At 71.3% G+C, this 17497-nt stretch carries 17 protein-coding genes and 1 riboswitch; of the genes, 14 read left to right on the top strand and 3 right to left on the bottom strand.

Annotated elements, in window-relative coordinates; all coding sequences use genetic code 11:
* Positions 1-4 precede the first annotated feature (4 nt).
* The 7 genes from ACSC1Q_RS02950 to ACSC1Q_RS02920 all read left to right on the top strand — a co-directional run bounded on the left by ACSC1Q_RS02950 (position 5) and on the right by ACSC1Q_RS02920 (position 6704).
* Positions 5-643: a hypothetical protein gene (locus ACSC1Q_RS02950; RefSeq protein ID WP_436757059.1), complete on the top strand. Its 639-nt coding sequence runs from the start codon at positions 5-7 to the stop codon at positions 641-643.
* A gap of 221 nt (positions 644-864) precedes the next feature.
* The gene (locus ACSC1Q_RS02945) at positions 865-1821 is read left to right on the top strand and encodes a C40 family peptidase (protein ID WP_436757058.1); all 957 of its coding nucleotides are present in this window, start codon (positions 865-867) and stop codon (positions 1819-1821) included.
* 88 nt (positions 1822-1909) lie between these two features.
* Positions 1910-2083: a hypothetical protein gene (locus ACSC1Q_RS02940; RefSeq protein ID WP_436757057.1), complete on the top strand. Its 174-nt coding sequence runs from the start codon at positions 1910-1912 to the stop codon at positions 2081-2083.
* Between the two features lie 348 nt (positions 2084-2431).
* A riboswitch (cyclic di-AMP (ydaO/yuaA leader) is annotated at positions 2432-2591 on the top strand.
* Between the two features lie 229 nt (positions 2592-2820).
* Positions 2821-3240, top strand: coding sequence for a C40 family peptidase (locus ACSC1Q_RS02935; RefSeq protein ID WP_436757056.1), 420 nt, complete (start codon positions 2821-2823; stop codon positions 3238-3240).
* Between the two features lie 226 nt (positions 3241-3466).
* On the top strand, positions 3467-4309 hold the full coding sequence (locus tag ACSC1Q_RS02930) for a hypothetical protein (RefSeq protein WP_436757055.1): 843 nt from the start codon (positions 3467-3469) through the stop codon (positions 4307-4309).
* On the top strand, positions 4306-5583 hold the full coding sequence (locus ACSC1Q_RS02925) for a M48 family metallopeptidase (protein ID WP_436757054.1): 1278 nt from the start codon (positions 4306-4308) through the stop codon (positions 5581-5583). Before ACSC1Q_RS02930 ends, ACSC1Q_RS02925 begins: the two co-directional genes overlap by 4 nt.
* Positions 5580-6704: a glycosyltransferase family 4 protein gene (locus ACSC1Q_RS02920; protein WP_436757053.1), complete on the top strand. Its 1125-nt coding sequence runs from the start codon at positions 5580-5582 to the stop codon at positions 6702-6704. The genes ACSC1Q_RS02925 and ACSC1Q_RS02920 overlap by 4 nt, the downstream gene beginning before the upstream one ends.
* Positions 6705-6997: 293 nt before the next feature.
* Here ACSC1Q_RS02920 and ACSC1Q_RS02915 read toward each other — a convergent pair whose 3' ends face one another.
* Positions 6998-8791, bottom strand: coding sequence for an AMP-dependent synthetase/ligase (locus ACSC1Q_RS02915; protein WP_436757052.1), 1794 nt, complete (start codon positions 8789-8791; stop codon positions 6998-7000).
* 205 nt (positions 8792-8996) lie between these two features.
* Here ACSC1Q_RS02915 and ACSC1Q_RS02910 point away from each other — a divergent pair, with 205 nt between their 5' ends.
* The 7 genes from ACSC1Q_RS02910 to ACSC1Q_RS02880 all read left to right on the top strand — a co-directional run bounded on the left by ACSC1Q_RS02910 (position 8997) and on the right by ACSC1Q_RS02880 (position 15944).
* Positions 8997-9764 carry a metallophosphoesterase family protein gene (locus ACSC1Q_RS02910; RefSeq protein WP_436757051.1) on the top strand — a complete coding sequence of 256 codons (768 nt, stop codon included), beginning with the start codon at positions 8997-8999 and terminating at the stop codon, positions 9762-9764.
* Positions 9765-9985: 221 nt separating this feature from the next.
* Positions 9986-10423 (top strand): SRPBCC family protein, encoded by a 438-nt coding sequence (locus tag ACSC1Q_RS02905; RefSeq protein ID WP_436757050.1) that lies wholly within the window; start codon positions 9986-9988, stop codon positions 10421-10423.
* Between the two features lie 67 nt (positions 10424-10490).
* Positions 10491-11663: an ArsA family ATPase gene (locus ACSC1Q_RS02900; RefSeq protein WP_436757049.1), complete on the top strand. Its 1173-nt coding sequence runs from the start codon at positions 10491-10493 to the stop codon at positions 11661-11663.
* On the top strand, positions 11653-12828 hold the full coding sequence (locus ACSC1Q_RS02895; protein ID WP_436757048.1) for a hypothetical protein: 1176 nt from the start codon (positions 11653-11655) through the stop codon (positions 12826-12828). Before ACSC1Q_RS02900 ends, ACSC1Q_RS02895 begins: the two co-directional genes overlap by 11 nt.
* Positions 12829-12854: 26 nt before the next feature.
* Complete coding sequence (locus ACSC1Q_RS02890; RefSeq protein WP_436757047.1) at positions 12855-13799, top strand: ROK family glucokinase; 945 nt, start codon at positions 12855-12857, stop codon at positions 13797-13799.
* 151 nt (positions 13800-13950) lie between these two features.
* Positions 13951-14694 carry an endonuclease/exonuclease/phosphatase family protein gene (locus ACSC1Q_RS02885; protein WP_436757046.1) on the top strand — a complete coding sequence of 248 codons (744 nt, stop codon included), beginning with the start codon at positions 13951-13953 and terminating at the stop codon, positions 14692-14694.
* A gap of 122 nt (positions 14695-14816) precedes the next feature.
* Positions 14817-15944 carry a hypothetical protein gene (locus ACSC1Q_RS02880; RefSeq protein WP_436757045.1) on the top strand — a complete coding sequence of 376 codons (1128 nt, stop codon included), beginning with the start codon at positions 14817-14819 and terminating at the stop codon, positions 15942-15944.
* A 176-nt stretch (positions 15945-16120) separates the two neighbouring features.
* Here ACSC1Q_RS02880 and ACSC1Q_RS02875 read toward each other — a convergent pair whose 3' ends face one another.
* A complete protein-coding gene (locus ACSC1Q_RS02875) occupies positions 16121-16597 on the bottom strand; it encodes a hypothetical protein (protein WP_436757044.1) in 477 nt (158 codons plus the stop codon).
* Positions 16598-16663: 66 nt separating this feature from the next.
* Positions 16664-17428 (bottom strand): alpha/beta hydrolase, encoded by a 765-nt coding sequence (locus ACSC1Q_RS02870; protein WP_436757043.1) that lies wholly within the window; start codon positions 17426-17428, stop codon positions 16664-16666.
* Positions 17429-17497: the final 69 nt, after the last annotated feature.

Below are 17497 nucleotides of genomic sequence, written 5' to 3'. Positions count from 1 at the left end.
TTCGATGAAGAAGATCATAACGCTCGCCCTCACCCTCGCGGTCCTGGCCGCCGGGGCGACCGTCACCACACCCGCGGCGGCCACGACGGCCGCCATCCCCAGGGGCTTCCTGCTGTACGAGAAGGACGCCGCCAAGAAGGACGACGACCCCGAGACCAATTGGAAGGTCGGCAACTCGGCGAGGGCCAGGCTGGCCGTGAACCCGTGCGACAGGAGCACGCTGGCCGCGACCGGCCGGGTGGCCGCGCGGACGGTGACCTTCACCGGCGTACCGGACTTCATGAAGGTCGAGCAGGTGATCCTGTACGGCTCGCGCGCCTCGGCCGTCTCGGCCGTCGCCCAGGTGCGCGCCGCCCTGACCAGGTGCGGGGCCAGGACCGACTCGGGCTCCTCCTACCGCTACGCCTCCTCGCGCCTGACCGGGGTCGGCGACGAGGCGCTGCGGATCTCCGGGCAGGTCTACTACGGCAGGAAGGCGGGGGTGGGCGGCGACCGGAGCGTGCTGGTCAGGAAGGGCAACGCCGTCCTGGTCTACCTCTGGGCGGGCGAGTACGCCAAGCCGACCAAGAGCGACTGGACCGTCCAGTTGCGCGACGCCAGGAAGATGACCGCCAAGATCTGCGACGTCGCCACCTGCGGGTAGCGCGATCGGGACTCGGGCCGGGCCGCCTCCCGTGACGGGGGCGGGCCGGGCCCGTCTCCCCCGGGGCCGGGTCCGGGTCAAGGTTTCCACCTGCGATTAAGGAGCAAACCCGGCAAAAAGGTGAGTCAATCATTACTTCTTCTGTACTATTCGCCGCAGGTCTGGTGCAGTCGGGAGGCGTTGACGTGGCCGTGGCGGGTTTGCCGGTTGGACTGATTCGGATGCCGGTGGCGGCCGGGCTCGCGCTCGCGTTGCTGATGCTGCCGGTGAGCGGAGCGTTCGCCGAGCCGAAGCCGACACTCGCCCAGGCCAAGAAGAAGCTGGAGAAGCTCAACGAGCAGGCCGACCAGGTCGTCGAGAAGTACAACCAGGCCTCGGAGAAGTGGAAGCGGGCCAGGAAGAAGTACCGCACGCTCAACGAGAACCTGACCCGCCAGAACGACCAGGTCGCCGGGCTGCGCAAGGAGCTCGTCACGATGGCCGTCAGCACCTACCAGGTCGGCGTGGTCAACGGCTGGGAAGGCATGATCTACCAGACCGACCCCGGCGCCCTGCTGAGCGGCCTGGCCGCCGCCGACCAGATGTCCACCTCCCGCGCCCAGTCCCTGAGCGCCTTCGACGAGGCCACCAAGGCGCTGCGGACCAGCCGGGACCAGGCCAAGGACGCGCTCGCCGAGGCCGACGAGACGCGTGACGACCTGGCCGAGGAGAAGACCAAGGCCGACAAGATGGTCAGGGCCCAGACGAAGATCCTGCGCGAGCTCAACGTCTTCAAGACGGGCAACCCCGAGAGCTCCGGGATCCAGTACAGCGGTTCCGCCTCGGGCAACGCCCGCGCCGCCCTGCAGTTCGCCTTCGCCCAGGTCGGCAAGCCCTACCAGTACGGTGGCACGGGCCCCGGCGGCTGGGACTGCTCCGGCCTGGTCCAGGGCGCCTGGCGCAGCGGGGGGGTCAGCCTCCCCCGCACGACCTGGGAGCAGTGGAGCTGGGGCGCGAGCCGCAAGGTCTCGCTGAGCGAGCTCCAGCCGGGCGACCTCATCTTCAGCGAGGGTCTCGGCCACGTCAGCATGTACGCGGGCAACGGCCAGATCGTGCACGCCCCGCAGACCGGCGACGTCGTCAAGGTCGTCCCGCTGTCCGCCTACGGCCGTCGCATCGTCGGAGCCGTCCGCCCCTGACCCCGTGTGGCGGGCCCCGGCCTTCCCGGGCCGTCCCGGCCCGCCTCGCGCCGGAGGGGCGCATCTCGCGAGGACGGGCTCTCCGCCCTTGAGCGCTTCCTGTCCTGCGAGCACGCGCGACGACCACGCCGAGCATCCGCGCACCGGGTACGGCACCTTCGGGTGGCTGCTCGAACCGATGCCCGACGCCGCCGGGTTCGAGATCACCGAGGTGGATTTCCGGCAGTCGATCTACGGCGCCTGCACGCGTGTCAGGCGCTGAGACCGCCCGGCCGGGTCGCCCTGGATCGGTCCATCCGCGAGGTTCAAACCTCGATCGGGAAGATGTGATGAATATTACAAAAATTGCTATTTGTCGGAGTGGTTCCGTTCGTGTGACGAGAGTCATATCTCAATAGCATAAATAGCCATTAAGCAGGGGTAACGGGAAGATCAATAGGACTGGCCGGGCATCCGATTTGGCGAATGCTTTGCCGAAAGTTGGAGATCGGGGTAACTTCTGGCGTCGCGACGTGCAAGCCACGCCGTCGCGGCGAATGTCGGTCTTCGGGCCGGTGTCCCTATAGAAATCCAATCGGCCGCCGTGCCCCCAGCCGGGGGCAGGGCTCATCACGGCGGCCCGCCGAATCCATGCAGCCAGGAGGCATGGAACCGGGGACCCAAAAGGCCCAGCACAGCGTGGCCAGGGGTGAATCGGCGCATTTGCGCCGTAGGGCATCTTCCAAGCCCGAACCCGTCAGCTAACCCGGTAGGCATCAGTGGAAGTCCCAAGGAGAAATCCTGTCTACCACCCCGCACAACCCCCGTCTGTCACGCCTTTTCCGCCTTTCCCTCGGCGGCATCGCCCTCACCCTGACCGCCTCAGCCGGAGCGGTCACCCTGGGGCCCACGGCGGCGCAGGCGGCGGCTGACGGCCCCCCGGAGATACTGGTCAACAGCGCGGCCGGTGTTTCCGAGAAGGCCGAGAGCACCACGAAGACCGCCCCTCAGGCCGGGACCGTGTCCAAGACCGTGTCCAAGACCAAGGCCAAGAGCAAGACCAGGGCGGCACTGCAGAAGGTCCGGGCCGGCAAGGCGGTCTCGGCGGCCAAGAAGCAGATCGGCGATCCGTACCGGTGGGGAGCCTCCGGCCCCGGAGCGTTCGACTGCTCGGGGCTCGTCCGATACGCCTGGCGGAAGGCGGGCGTGTCCCTTCCCAGGATCACGCACAGCCAGTACAGGTCGATCAGGAAGAAGGTCTCGTGGAGCAAGTTGCACCCCGGTGACCTGCTGTTCTTCAGTGGAAAGGGCCATGTCGGCATGTACGTCGGCAAGGGCAGGATGGTCCACTCACCGAGCAGCGGCAAGACGGTCCGTGTCGTGAGGCTGGCGGGCTACTACAGGTCCGCCTTCGCCGGAGCGGTACGGCCCGGGGCCTGAGCCCCGCCCGGAACCCGGGACCCGCGCGTGAGCCAAGGCTCCGTACGGGCCCGGGTTCCGTGCGTGAGTCCTGGGTTCCGGGCGTGAGTACGGCATCCGGGATCCGGGATCCGCGCGTGAGCACCTGTCCAAGCCCCGAGCGCCTGTCTGAGCACGGAAAAGCGGCCCCGGCCCTCCCGCGGGAGGGCCGGGGCCGTTCCATGTCGTTCGAGTACCATCGGCTCGTATGTCCGTCCCGAAAGGGCGCCGCGCCGTGCTCGCCGGGATGCTGGCGCTGATGAGCGCCGGTCCGTTCGCCGGGACGGGACCCCTCCTGGCCGGAGCCGCACCGCTCCCGCCCACCCCCGCCTCCCACCTCTCGTACGGCGCCAGGACGTCCCCTCGCGACCTGTGGCCGGGCGCCGCGGTCATCGTCGGGGGCGAGCACTCCCTCGTGGTCGGGCACGGCGTCCCCGCCGCCGTCCTGCGGGATCTGGCGGCGAGGGCCGACCGGGCCCGCGCGACGATCGCGGCGATCTGGGGGCCGGTCCCCGCGGTGATCCTCTTCCCCGCCACCGACGCCGAGGCCGCGACGCTCGCCGGGGCCGGGAGCACCCACGGACTGGCCGCGATGGCGATCGCGGACCGGGTGATCGTCCTGCCGTCGGGGTACGCCAGGCTCACCGAGACCGGCAGGGACGTGGTGATCACCCACGAGCTCGCCCACGTGGCCACCGGCGCGACCCGCGGCGGCCGGGTGCCGATGTGGCTGTCGGAGGGCTTCGCCGACTACGCGGGCTACCGCGACGCCGGGATCGCGGTGCGCACGGCCGCCGCCGAGCTGGCCGCCGAGGTGCGCTCGGGCGTCCTGCCCGCCAGGCTCCCCGGCCCGGCCGACTTCGCCCCCGGCGCGCCGAGGCTCGCGCAGGCGTACGAGGAGGCGTGGCTCGCCTGCAGGTTCGTCGCGGAGCGCTTCGGGGAGAAGGCGCTGGTGAGGCTCTACGGTAGCGATGTCGGGAGCACGCTCGGCCTGACGGTGGCCGAGTTCACCGGAGCCTGGCGCGACTACCTCAGGAAGGAACTCACGTGACGCTGAGCACGACGGACACGCCCTCGGGCGTGCGGTCGGCGGGGTGGGCGCTGGCCGTGCTGGGGGTGGTCACGCTGGCGGTCGTGGCGTTCACCACGCCCTGGAGGGCGCTGCCCGAGGGGGCCCCGGCCGTCGTTCCCGATCCGGCCCGCGACTTCACCGCCGAGCAGATCACCAGGTCCGAGACGTTCGACGCGCTGGTCAGCCTTCCCGGTTACCTGTCGCTCGGCCTGACGCTGCTCGTGGCGGGGGTGCTGGTGGCCACCCCGCTGGGCGCGCGGCTCGCCGACCGGCTGCCGGGGCCGTGGTGGCTGCGGGCGCTCCTCGGCGTGCTGGCGCTGTCGGTGGCCGTGGCGATCCTGCGGTGGCCCCTGGGGATGTGGTCGGAGGGCTACCTGCGCGAGTTCGGGCTGTCCACCCAGGCCTGGCCCGCCTGGGCGGCCGACCGGGCGAAGAGCACCGGCATCGGCACCGCGCTGAACGCGATCATGGTGCTGGCGGTGATCGCGCTGGCGCGGCGCTACCGGCGCTGGTGGATCCCCGCGGCGGGCGGGGCGTTCGTCCTGACCGTGGCCGCCTCCTTCGCCTACCCGGTGCTCATCGAGCCGGTCTTCAACGACTTCAGGCCGCTGGAGGCGGGGCGGCTTCGCGACGACCTGCTCGCCATGGCCGCCAGGGACGGCGTGCCGGTCGAGAACGTGCTCGTCGCCGACGCCTCCCGGCGGACCACCGCGCTCAACGCGTACGTCTCCGGATTCGGCGCGACCCGCAGGATCGTGGTCTACGACACGCTGCTCCGCGCCCCCGCCGACGAGGTGGAGCTGGTGGTCGCGCACGAGCTGGGCCACGCCAAGGCGGGCGACGTGCTGTCGGGCACGCTCGTCGGCGGCCTGGGCGCGGCGTTCGGGGCGTGCCTGCTCTACGCGGTGACCTCGGCGGGGGTCGTACGGCGCGGGACGGGGGTCACCTCGCTCGGCGACCCGAGGGCGGTGGGCCTGGTCATGGGGCTGCTGAGCCTGGCCACGGTCCTGTCGGGACCGGCCCAGAACCTGGTGAGCAGGCAGATCGAGGCCCGCGCGGACGTGCACGCGCTGGACCTGACCAGGGACCCGGCGACGTTCGTCGCCATGCAGAAACGACTGGCGGCTACCAATATTTCGGATTTATCCCCCGATCTGGTCGAATATGTACTTTATGCATCTCATCCCACGACGCCGCAGCGCATCGCCCTGGCACGTTCCTGGGCCGGGCTGAACGGTCTCCCCGAACCGTGAACCGCACGCTGGTCGTCACGAACGACTTCCCGCCCCGCGCCGGGGGGATCCAGTCGTTCGTGTACGGCCTCGTCGCCCGCCGCCCACCGGGCTCGGTCGTCGTCTACGCCCCCCGGTGGGCCGGCAGCGCGGCCTTCGACCTGCGCCAGCCGTACCCCGTCGTGCGGCACCCGACCTCGCTGATGCTGCCCACGCCCGCCGTCGCGCGCCGGGCCGCCGGGCTGGTCGCCGAGTTCGGGTGCGACACCGTGGTCTTCGGGGCGGCGGCGCCGCTCGGGCTGCTCGCGCCCAGGATGCGCGAGGCCGGGGCCCGTCGCGTCGTCATGGTCACCCACGGCCACGAGGCGGGCTGGGCCGGGATCCCGGCCGGACGCCGGGTGCTCGCCAGGATCGGGGCGGACGCCGACGTGGTCACCTACCTGGGAGAGTACACCCGGCGGCGGCTGGCCCGGGTGATGGCCGCGGACAAGCTGGTGCGGCTCGCGCCCGGCGTCGACACCGCGGTGTTCCACCCGGGGGCCGGAGAGGGACGGGTGCGCAAGGAACTCGGCCTGGGGGAGCGGCCGGTGGTGGTCTGCCTGTCCAGGCTGGTCCCGCGCAAGGGCCAGGACACGCTCCTGCGGGCCTGGCCCGGCGTGGTCGGGGAGGTGCCCGGCGCGGTGCTCCTGATCGTCGGCGGGGGCCCGTACCGCAGGACCCTGGAACGGCTGGCCCGGCCGATGGGCGGCTCGGTCAGGATCACCGGCCCGGTGCCCGAGGCGGAGCTGCCCGGCTACCTCGCCGCGGGCGACGTGTTCGCCATGCCGTGCCGCACCCGCCTGGGCGGCGTCGACGTGGAGGGGCTCGGCATCGTCTACCTGGAGGCCTCCGCCAGCGGCCTGCCAGTGGTGGCCGGTTCCTCGGGCGGCGCCCCCGACGCCGTGCTGAACGGGGAGACCGGCCTGGTCGTCGACGGCACCCGCCCCGACGAGGTCGCCGCGGCCCTGGCCGGCCTGCTCAAGGACCCGGCAGGGGCGCGGGCGATGGGGGAGCGCGGACGCGAGTGGGCGGCGCGCGAGTGGAGCTGGGACCTCGCCGCCTCCCGCTTCGCCCGCCTCCTGGAGCCCGCGGAGACTCCCTAGCCGTTCCCTAGCCGTACTGCCCGCACCGGTGTCGGTACGCGGGGCCGCAAGGCGACCGTGTGAAGGCCCGCGCGGGCTTCACACGGTTTCTGTAGCCCGTGGAGACTTCCGGCCGTTGTCTCTCGCGGAGGTGCGTGGAGGCCCGTGCGGGCTCAGGATGTCCGGAGCCCGTGGAGACTTCCCGGCCGCTGTCTCTCGCGGAACCGCGCGGAGGCCCGTGCGGGCTCCAGGGCGTCCGGGTCCGGAGCCCGCGAAGAACCCCCGTCGTGGCTCCAGCTGTGGAGGTCGTGGCTCTAGCTGTAGAGGGAGTCGACCTGCTTGGTGAAGTCGCGCATCACGATGTTGCGCTTGATCTTCAGGGTCGGGGTGAGGTGCCCGCTCTCCTCGCTGATGTCGATGTCGAGGACGGTGAACTTCTTGATCTGCTCGGCCTTGGAGACGAACCTGTTGGCGCCGTCCACCGCCTTCTGCACCTCGGCGACGATCGCCGGGTCGGAGCTGAGCTCGGCGAGGCCCGCCCCCGCCCTGCCGTTGGCGGTCTTCCACTGCTCAAGGGCCTCGACGTCGAGCGTGATGAGCGCCGCGACGAACGGCCTGTCGTCGCCGACCACCATCGCCTGGCTGATCAGCGGGTGGGCGCGGATGTGGTCCTCCATCGGGGCCGGGGCGACGTTCTTGCCCGCGGCGGTGACGATGATCTCCTTCTTGCGCCCGGTGATGCGGAGGTAGCCGTCGTTGTCGAGCTCGCCGATGTCGCCGGTGTGGAGCCAGCCGTCCGCGTCGATCGCCTCGGCGGTGGCCTCGTCGTTGTTCCAGTAGCCCTTGAAGACGTGGCGGCCCTTGACGAGCACCTCGCCGTCCTCGCCGATGCCGATGGTGACGCCGGGGAACGGCTTGCCGACGGTGCCGACCTTGTTGGCCCCCGGCATGTTGACCGAGGAGGGCGCGGAGGTCTCGGTGAGGCCCCACCCCTCCAGGGTCTCGATGCCCACGCCCCGGAAGAAGTGGCCGAGCCGCTCGCCGAGGGCGGAACCGCCGGACACCGCCGTCGTCAGCCTGCCGCCGGTCGCGGCGCGGATCTTGCCGTACACGAGCTTGTCGAACAGGGTGTGCTTGAGCCTGAGGCCCAGGCCCGCGCCGCCCGCCGCCTCCGCCCTGCTCCAGGCGACGGCGGTGTCGGCCGCGGCGTGGAAGATCTTCCCCTTGCCCTCGGCGGCCGCCTTCTGCTCGGCGCCGTTGTAGACCTTCTCGAACACGCGGGGCACGCCCAGCAGGAACGTGGGCTTGAAAGCCTGCAGGTCGGGGGCGACGTTCTTCATGTTGGGGGTGTGCGCGAGGATCGTGCCGGTCTCGATGAGCACGATCTCGATGATGCGGGCGAAGACGTGCGCGAGCGGCAGGAAGAGCAGCGCCGCCCTCTCGTCCACGCTGAACAGGCGCTCCAGCGGCCCGCGCGCGACGTTCCTCGCGGTGAACAGCAGGTTGTCGTGGGTCAGGCTGCAGCCCTTGGGCCTGCCGGTGGTGCCCGAGGTGTAGACGATGGTCGCCAGGTCGGCGACGCCGCGCCCGGCCCTGCGCTCGGCGAGCGTGTCGTCGGAGACCCCGGCGCCGAGCGTGGTGAGCTCGTCCAGGGCGCCGCCCTCGATGCGCCAGACGTTCTTGAGGCCCGGCAGGCCGGACGCGTCCTCGCGGATGGTCTCCTCGTGCGACTCCAGCTCGGCGAACACGGCCTTCGCGCCGCTGTCGGAGATGATCCAGGCGACCTGGTCGCCGGAGGAGGACTCGTAAATCGGCACGCCGACCGCCCCGGCGGTCCAGATCGCGTAGTCGATCACGGTCCACTCGTAGCGGGTGCGCGACATCAGGGCCACCCGGTCGCCGGGCTCCACCCCCGCCGCGATCAGGCCCTTCGCCACCCCGGCGACCTGGTCGCGGAACTCCCCGGCGGTGACGGCGGCCCAGTCGTCGCCGACCTTGCGCCGCAGGGCGACGACGTCGGGCTCCTCCTCGGCACGCCGGAACACCGTGTCGGTGAGGTTGGCGGAGGCGGGGACATCCACCAGCACGGGGACGCTGTACTCGCGCACGGGTCACTCCTGGAGACGCACGATCGATGGGCTGCCTGGAAGTTATCGCGATAAGTTACGCATGGGTAAATTCGTCACCCAGGCGTTATGAAGAGGGATTTCACCGTAGCAACTGTCGCCGCCTCGAACCGTCGGCCGCGCCGTGCGCATGCCTTGTCAGGTTCATCACGTATGGCCGTATTTATTGGTAGTTAGGATGTCTGGCATGCGGGTTCATGTCGTCAGCGATGTGCACGGAAGAGCCGACGCGCTGGCCCGCGCGGGAGACGGCGCCGACGCGCTGATCTGCCTGGGAGACCTGATCCTGTTCGTCGACTACGAGGACCACTCCCAGGGCATCTTCGCCGAGCTCTTCGGGGCCGAGCGGGCGGGGGAGTTCATCGCGCTGCGGACCGCCAAGCGGTTCGACGAGGCGCGGGCGATGTCATCCGCGCTGTGGGCCTCGCTGGAGGGCGACCCGCGCGACCACATCGAGCGCTCCGTCCGGCGGCAGTACGGCGAGATCTTCGGCGCGATGCCGACCCCCGCGTACATCACCTACGGCAACGTGGACCTGCCGCGCTACTGGCCCGAGTACGTCAGGGAGGGCCACCACGTGCTCGACGGCGAGACCGTGGAGATCGGCGGCCTGCGTTTCGGCTTCGTCGGGGGCGGGCTGCGCACCCAGTACCGGACGCCGTACGAGATCGACGACGAGGAGTTCGCCCGAAAGGTCGAGGCCGTCGGCGAGGTCGACGTGCTCTGCTGCCACATCCCTCCCGCGATCCCCGAGCTGCTCTACGACGTGGTCGCCCGGCGCTTCGAACGGGGCAGCGAGGCCACCCTGGAGGCGATCAGGCGGACCCAGCCGCGCTACGCCCTGTTCGGCCACGTGCACCAGCCCCTCGCCGCCCGCACCCGGGTCGGCAGGACCGAATGCCTCAACGTGGGGCACTTCCGGAACAGAGGCGTCCCCTACGTCCTGGAGTGGTAACCGCCGCGTCCCGTGAGCGGTAGCCGGTGACGGCCACGCGGTCCGGGCGGTACTTCTTCGACGGAGAGGCCTTCCGGCGGTGATCCTCCGGTGGTGCCGCTCCGGCGGGAGGGGCGGACGCGCGAGGTGTCCGCTTCGTGGCGCCGCTTCCTGTCACCGCGGTGACCGTGCCCGGCCACGCCGGGCGTACGCGGACGATCGTGAAGCAGTACGGTTGCCCCATGGCTGATCGCACCACCTCCAGCATCAAGATCGGCGCGGACCGGTCGACCATCATGACGGTCATCGCCGACTTCCCCTCCTACCCGGAGTGGGCCGGGCAGGTGAAGGCCGCGCGCGTCCTCTCCACGGGGGAGGACGGCCTGCCGGAAACGGTCCGGTTCGTCCTCGACGCGGGCGTGATCAGCGACGAATACACCCTCCGCTACACCTGGCACGGTGACGAGTCCGTCGGCTGGAGCATCGCCGAGGCGGGAAAGATGGTCTCCGGGCTCACCGGGAGTTATCGTCTTGCCGACGCGGGCAGCGGCACCGAGGTGACGTACGAGCTCGCCGTGGATCTCAAGGTGCCGATGATCGGCATGATCAAGCGGAAGGCGGAGAAGGTCATCATCGACACCGCCCTGAAGGGGCTGAAGAAGCGCGTCGAGACCCCATGAGGGAGCGGGGCGCGCGGCACGGCGCGGTCGCGGAGCGGAGCCCCGCGCCGTCCCGCCGGGAGACGGCGTGAGCAGGGTCCTGCTCTTCACCGGCAAGGGCGGCGTCGGCAAGACGACCGTCGCCGCCGCCACGGCCACGCTCGCCGCCCGGTCCGGGCTGAAGACCCTGGTGGTCTCCACCGACACCGCCCACTCGCTGGCCGACGCCCTCGGCGTGCGGGCCGGCGGGGAGCCCACGGAGATCGCGCCCGGCCTCTCCCTCCACCAGGTCGACACCCAGCGGGCGCTGGAACGCCAGTGGGGCGAGCTGCGCGACTACGCCAGGGGCGTCTTCGCCGAGCTCGGCCTCGACGAGGTGACCGCCGAGGAGATCACGGTGCTGCCCGGCGCCGAGGAGGTCATCGCGCTGCTGGAGCTGCGCGAGCAGGCGCGCACCGGGCTGTGGGACGTCATCGTCATCGACTGCGCCCCGACCGCGGAGACGCTCCGGCTGCTCGCCCTGCCCGAGGCCCTCGACTGGCACGTGAACCGGCTGCTGCCCATCGGCAGGCGGCTGCTGAGCACCCTCTCCCCGCTGGTACGCCGCCTGGCGCAGGTCAGCATGCCCGAGGACCACGTGATCGGCGCGGGCGAGCGGCTCCACCGGGGCCTGATGGAGGTGCGCGAGCTGCTCACCGGGCCCGGCGCGAGCGTCCGGCTGGTGCTCACCCCCGAGGCCGTCGTGCTCGCCGAGGCCCGCCGCACGCTCACCTCCCTCAGCCTGTACGGCTACCGGGTGGACGCGGTGATCGCCAACCGCGTCTTCCCCTCCGAGGGCGCCGACCCGTGGCGGCAGAAATGGGTACGGGCCCAGGCCCGGCACCTGGCCGAGGTCGAGGAGTCCTTCGCGCCGCTGCCCGTGCACCTCGTGCCGTACCTGGAGGCCGAGCCCGTCGGCCTCGACGCCCTCGCCGCGGTCGCCGAGGCCATGTACGGCGACGGCGACCCCTTCGCCCCGCCCTCCGTCGACCCGCCGCTGCGGATCACCGCCGAGGGCGAGCTGATCCTGGCCCTGCCGCTCGCGGACAAGGACGAGGTGGACCTGGCGCGCAAGGGCGACGAGCTGATCGTCAACGCCGGTTCCTACCGCCGGGTCCTCGCCCTGCCCGCGGCACTGGCCCGCAGGTCGGTGCGGGAGGCAGCGCTCCGAGACGGGTTTCTCCGGGTACGGTTCGAATCGGGAGGGCCTGATGACCGATAACACGAACGACGCAGAGAAGACCCCGAAGCCGCGAGCGCCGAGGAAGCCACGGAAGGCCGCCGGCGCCGTGACACCGCCGCCCGAGGCCGGAGGCGTCGAGAGCGCCGAGAACACCGGGGTCGCCGGAAGCGCCGAGGGCGTTGAGGGCACCGAAGGCACGGCGAAGGCTCAGAAGGGCCGGCGCACCGGGAAGGCGCCCCAGAAGGGGCGGAGCACGGCCCCGGCCGGGAGGTCCCCGAAGGGCGGGCGCACCGGATCGCCCGAGTCCGTCGAGTCCGTCGAGTCCGTGGTGCGGGTTGAGCGGCCGGAGAACGCGGGGGAGCCCGCGAAGACCGAGCGCGTCGAGAAGGTCGCGCGCCTGGAGGTCGTCGAGGTGGAGGCCGTGGCCGAGACCGCGCCTTCCGAGCAGGCCCCGAGCCCGGAGCAGGTCCCGGCTTCCGGGCAGCTCCCGGATTCCGAGCAGGTCTCAAGCCCTGAGCAGGTCTCAAGCCCTGAGCAGGTCACGGCTTCCGGGCAGGCCGCGCGTACCGAGAAGACCTCGGATTCCGCGCAGGCCGATCGTGACGCGCGGGCCGAGTGGTTCGAGCGCGCCGGCCGGGCGAGGCAGGAGAACCGGACCGGATGGACCCCGTGGGCCAGGCCCGGCGACCGCGCCGAGGCCGCGGGGCGCGAGAAGGACACCGCGGCAGGGAAGCAGGAACGGGCACGGGACGAGCGGGCACGTGACGAGCGCTCCCAGGGCGGCTCCCAGGGGGGCAAGGACCCGCTGGGCACCGCCGCCGAGGAGGCGTTCAAGCTCTTCGACACGCTGCAGCAGAAGGCGACCAGGGAACTGCGCAAGAACCTGATCAAGGGCACGATGACCGGGGTCGGCAGCGCGTTCTCCGGTGGTGGCCGAGGAAGAAGAGAGCGGGACGTGTGGGAGGAGGCGGTCTCGGAGCATGAGGAGTACATCTGCCGGGCCTGCCCCGTCTGCCGTGCGATAGCCGCGCAGCGCGAGTCGGGCGCCGGTGGTGCCGTCACCGACCATCTCATGCAGGCGGGCACCGAGCTGTTCGCCGCCTTCAAGTCGGCCGTCGACGGACTCGGCAAGCCCGCTCCCGCACAGCGGGAACGCGAGCGCGAGCGAGGAGACACCCCCGTGGAGCACATCGACCTGGGGTGAGCCCAGGGGGAGAGGAAGAATGGACAATGGCGCTGACCATCGGTGTGGACATTGGCGGTACGAAGGTCGCGGCGGGAGTCGTGGACGAGGACGGCCAGATCGTCGAGCATCTCTTGCGACCCACCCCGGCGGAGAACCCGGACCAGGTCGCCCACACGATCGGTGACGCGATCCTGGAGCTCTCCAAGGGCCGGGAGATCGAGGCCGTCGGTCTGGGGGCGGCCGGGTTCGTCGACGAGACCAGGTCCATTGTCCGGTTCGCCCCCAACCTCGCCTGGCGTGAGGAGCCCCTGCAGCGGAAGGTCTCCGACATGGTCGGCCTTCCCGTCGTGGTGGAGAACGACGCCAACGCGATGGCGTGGGGCGAGGCCAGGTTCGGTGCCGGTCGTGGCGAGACCCACCTGGTGTGCGTGACCGTCGGTACGGGCATCGGCGGCGGCATCGTGCTCGACGGCTCCCTCTACCGGGGTCGCTGGGGCATGGGCGCCGAGCTCGGCCACATGCAGGCGGTCCCCGAAGGGCGGCTGTGCGGGTGCGGCAACCTCGGCTGCTGGGAGCAGTACGCCAGCGGGAACGCCCTGGTCAGCGAGGCCAGGAGGATCGCCGAGGCCGAGCCGGACAAGGCCGTCAAGCTCCTGGAGATCGCCGGCGGAACGCCCGGCCAGATCGAGGGCCAGGAGGTCACCGAGGCCGCCAGGCAGGGCGATCCGGCCGCGCTGGCCGCGTTCTCCTCGATGGCCCGCTGGATCGGCCAGGGCCTGGCCGACCTCGCCGCCGTCCTCGACCCGGGCTGCTTCGTCCTCGGCGGCGGCGTCTCGCGTGCCGCCGACCTGTGGATCGACGAGACCCGCGAGTTCTACACCACCCACCTGAGCGGCCGGGGCCACCGTCCGCTGGCCGAGATCCGCTGCGCCGAACTCGGCGCCTCGGCGGGCCTGGTGGGCGCCGCTGACCTCGCCCGCAGGCGCTGACCGCTCCCGGTGCGTACGGCCGCCCGCACACCGGCTTGGTGCGGGCGGCCGGCGCGTCCGGCGGTGAATATGCCGATCGGGGCAGGTGGCTGGTATGTCCGGTGGTGCGCGGCTATCCTCGCGGCACGCGTCGCGAAGTGAGGTGGCCGTGGTGCTCAGGATCGCCAGCTACAACGTGCGCTCCATGAAGGACGACGTCCCGGCGCTGGAGCGGGTGGTCGCCGCGCTCCGCGCCGACGTGCTCTGCGTGCAGGAGGCGCCCCGCTTCCTGTGCTGGCGCCGCAGGCGACGGCGGCTGGCCGCCTTCGGCGGGCTGGCCGTGGCCGCGGGCCGCCGCAGGGGCGGGGTCGCCGTGCTGACCGGTCCCGGGGTGCGGCTGCTGCACGGCGAGGGCCGTCTCCTGGAGTCCTTCTTCCCCCTGGAACGGCGCGCCATCGCGATCGCCGTGGTGGAGGCGGACGGGCGGCGGGTCGCCGCCGGTTCCATCCACCTGGACCTCGACGAGACGGCCCGGCGCCGTCACGCGGACGAGGCGGTGCGGCTCCTGCGGGAGGTGGCCGACCGGTTCGGCGCGCTGCCGGTGCTGGCGGGAGACATCAACGAGCAGTCCGGCCAGCCGAGCTGGCAACACCTCGCCGAGCGGCTCACCGACTGCTATCCGGTCTCGCCGCGCGGCGACGGCTTCACCTTCCCCGCGAGGGGCCCGCACAAGCGGATCGACGCGATCTTCGCGGTCGAGGGCTTCTCCGTGGTCTCCTGCGGCGGGATCGACGCCGACCCCGCCGACCTGGTGGCCGCCACCGACCATCTGCCGGTGATCGCCGAACTGGACCATCCGGATCTTCCGGGGGAGGCGGGGGAGGCCGGGAAGCCGGGTGGACCGGCGTTTCCGTGACGAAGGAGAGGACGAAGCGGAGGACGTCTTCCCAGTTCGTGACAGGGGGTCTTTCCAGATCGTGGCGGTCAAGTGGGGAGACCGGCACACGGGGAGCGCATGAGCCCCGTACCATTTGAAACATGACCCGTCGCCTTCCGCGGCGTGCGCTGGTTCTCTGCGCGGGAGGCCTGCTCCTGCTGTCTCCGCAAACGTTCCCAGCCCACGCCGATCCCGTCAGCCCGCCCGCGGCCGAGGCCTGGCAGGCTCCGGTCAGCGCGGGCCTGAGCAGTGACGGATCGCTGTCCGACGTGGCCGGGGTCTCGGCCACGAGCGTGTGGGCGGTCGGCCAGCAGAGCGTCTGGGACGTCTGGCGGAGCCGCGGCGCGATCACCCACTGGGACGGCACCTCCTGGAACGAGGTCGGCATCCGCAACGACCCGACCGGTGCCGGGCCCCTGCGTTCCGTCGCGGCGGCCTCGGCGGCCGAGCTGTGGGCCGTCGGCGAGGGGCACGACGGCCTCCCCTACCTGGCGAGGGGAGACGGGGCGTCCTTCGACAGGGTCATCGTCGACAAGCTGCACTCGGGCGACTGGCTGAGCGGGGTGGCGGCCGTTCCCGGCCGGGTGGTCGCGGTCGGCCGCCGCGACAGGCGGCCCATGGTCGTCACCGGCGCCGGCTCGAAATGGAAGCTCACCCACCTGCCCGACCGGGGCACGCTGTACGGGGTGGCGCTGTCGGGCAGGAGCGACGGCTGGGCGGTGGGCGACACCGGTGGCAAACCGTTGATCATGAGGCAGTCCGGCGGGCGTTGGAAGACCTTCAAGGCCCCCGAGATCGCCGGCGGCTACCTGCGTGACGTTCACCTTGACGGCCCCAAGCGGGCCCTCGCCGTCGGCGGCGTCTACCGGGAGGCCGGAGAGATCGTCCCGCTGGTCCTGTCGTGGAACGGCAAGAAGTGGTCCCGGGTCTCCCTCCCCGCCGGTGACGTCCGCCTGTACGGGGTGACGGGTGACCGCAAGGGCCACTTCTGGATCTCCGGGGTCGACCTGGATCGCCCCGGCGAGGCGTTCCTGCTCCGGTACGACGGGCACGTGGTCAAGGCGTTGCGCGGTCCCGAGACCGCCGCCCCCCGGACGGTACGGCTCCAGTCGGCGGCTTACCTGCCGGGCACCGGCACCGTGTGGACCGTCGGCCACGTGGTCGACGCCTCCGGCAAGTACACCGACGTGATCGAGCGCTTCGGCACCTCGGAGCGCGCCAAGCCGTAGCCCGGGCCAGCGTGGCCGGGGGCTCGCTCGACCGGCCGCGACGGGGGTGACCCAAACGGGTGAGGCGACCGCGACCGCCCCCCGACCGTGACCGGGCACCCCGACCGGACCGGCCGGCCCGCTCAGATCGAACGACTCGCGCGGGTCGGTCGCCCCGTTCAGGTCGGACGAGCCGTTCAGATGACGGCGCCGTCGTCCCAGCCGGAGTCGTTGGGCGGGCCGTCGCCCATGCGGACCACCAGCGCCACGAAACCGCCGATGAAGGCGGCGACCGCGGTGAAGAGCATCCACCCCTGCAGGTTCCAGTTGAGCGCGGCGCTCAGCAGCAGGTAGGCGGGGCCGCCGAACAGCGCCAGCCATGCGATCTTGGTGGTGGCGTCTGTCTTGGGTAGCGGGGGCGGGGGTGGGGGCACATAATGCCCCTCTTCGTCCTCGTTGTCGGACTGTTCGGTGGCGGGTTCGGTGTCGTCCGCGGGGTCGTCCTCCCGCAGGAGGTCCTCCTCGTCCGACTGTTTGATCACCCGTCGCGGAGGCTCGGCCGGAAGGTTCTCGCTGTCCGGCCACGGCTGATTCGCCGAGTCACGCTCGGCGGTGTCGTTGAAGGACGCGACGATCTGACGCCAGACCTCGTCCTCATCGCTTTGAGGTGTCACCTAGCTGGGCCCGTTGTTCATCGGCCGATCACTTTCTCCCGGAGACCGCGCATCCCCCGCTCGCGATCAGTCTCTCTGCAAGGGTACAGACGCGTTCGAGGTGATGAACTCCAGGCTCCCCGCAAAGATCCGATCAGCATCGTTGTCAAGCGTCGCGACGTGATAGCTGTCGGCGAGTTCCACCACATTCAGATTCCCCCCGGTCAGCTTCTCACGCAGAATACGCACACTCCCCGGTTTCACAACATGATCCTGCGGACTATGGAAAACCAGGATGGGCTGGGTGATCTTACCCAGCTCCGATCGGGTCAACGACCACAGCCGCAAAAGGGTCGCCGCGGCCTTGACCGGCGTACGCGTGTAGCCGAGTTCAGTCGCGCCCTCCTTCTTGATGTCGCCGGCGACGCCGGGCACCGACGCGACCACGTACTTGAGCAGGGGCGCCAGCCTGAGCAGCGGCACGTCGTTGACGATCGACGGGTTGACGACCACCAGTCCCTTGATGCCGTCGCCGTGCACCTCGGCCAGCCGCAGCGCCATGCACCCGCCGAGCGACAGGCCCATGACGAAGACCTCGGCGCAGCTGCCGCGCAGGTCTGCCAGGGCCTTGTCCAGTTCGGCGTACCAGTCCTCCCAGCCGGTGCGGGCCATCTCCCGCCAGGTGGTGCCGTGGCCGGGAAGCCTCGGCAGCGCCACCGTCATGCCCGCCGCCGCCAGGTATTCGCCCCAGGGGCGCAACGACTGCGGCGACCCGGTGAATCCGTGGCAGAGCAGGACGCCGATCCGTCCCCCCGCATGGTGGTACGCCTCCGCACCGGGCATGACTGGCATCGCGGCTCCTAGTAAGGTTCGCCCGATCGTCGCACGACTGGGACGTGTTTTGCGAGAGGTCGATTTGGG

This window comes from Streptosporangium heterodermiicola (assembly GCF_051390675.1).
GTDB lineage: Bacteria > Actinomycetota > Actinomycetes > Streptosporangiales > Streptosporangiaceae > Streptosporangium.
This window is presented reverse-complemented; position numbering and strand designations above follow the sequence as displayed.

Bases quoted from the DNA above. Each gene is read 5' to 3' on its own strand.
- ACSC1Q_RS02950 (WP_436757059.1), top strand. From the start codon at position 5: ATGAAGAAGATCATAACGCTCGCCCTCACCCTCGCGGTCCTGGCCGCC.
- ACSC1Q_RS02945 (WP_436757058.1), top strand. From the start codon at position 865: ATGCCGGTGGCGGCCGGGCTCGCGCTCGCGTTGCTGATGCTGCCGGTG.
- ACSC1Q_RS02930 (WP_436757055.1), top strand. From the start codon at position 3,467: ATGTCCGTCCCGAAAGGGCGCCGCGCCGTGCTCGCCGGGATGCTGGCG.
- ACSC1Q_RS02910 (WP_436757051.1), top strand. From the start codon at position 8,997: ATGCGGGTTCATGTCGTCAGCGATGTGCACGGAAGAGCCGACGCGCTG.
- ACSC1Q_RS02905 (WP_436757050.1), top strand. From the start codon at position 9,986: ATGGCTGATCGCACCACCTCCAGCATCAAGATCGGCGCGGACCGGTCG.
- ACSC1Q_RS02895 (WP_436757048.1), top strand. From the start codon at position 11,653: ATGACCGATAACACGAACGACGCAGAGAAGACCCCGAAGCCGCGAGCG.
- ACSC1Q_RS02890 (WP_436757047.1), top strand. From the start codon at position 12,855: ATGGCGCTGACCATCGGTGTGGACATTGGCGGTACGAAGGTCGCGGCG.
- ACSC1Q_RS02880 (WP_436757045.1), top strand. From the start codon at position 14,817: ATGACCCGTCGCCTTCCGCGGCGTGCGCTGGTTCTCTGCGCGGGAGGC.
- ACSC1Q_RS02870 (WP_436757043.1), bottom strand. From the start codon at position 17,428: ATGCCAGTCATGCCCGGTGCGGAGGCGTACCACCATGCGGGGGGACGG.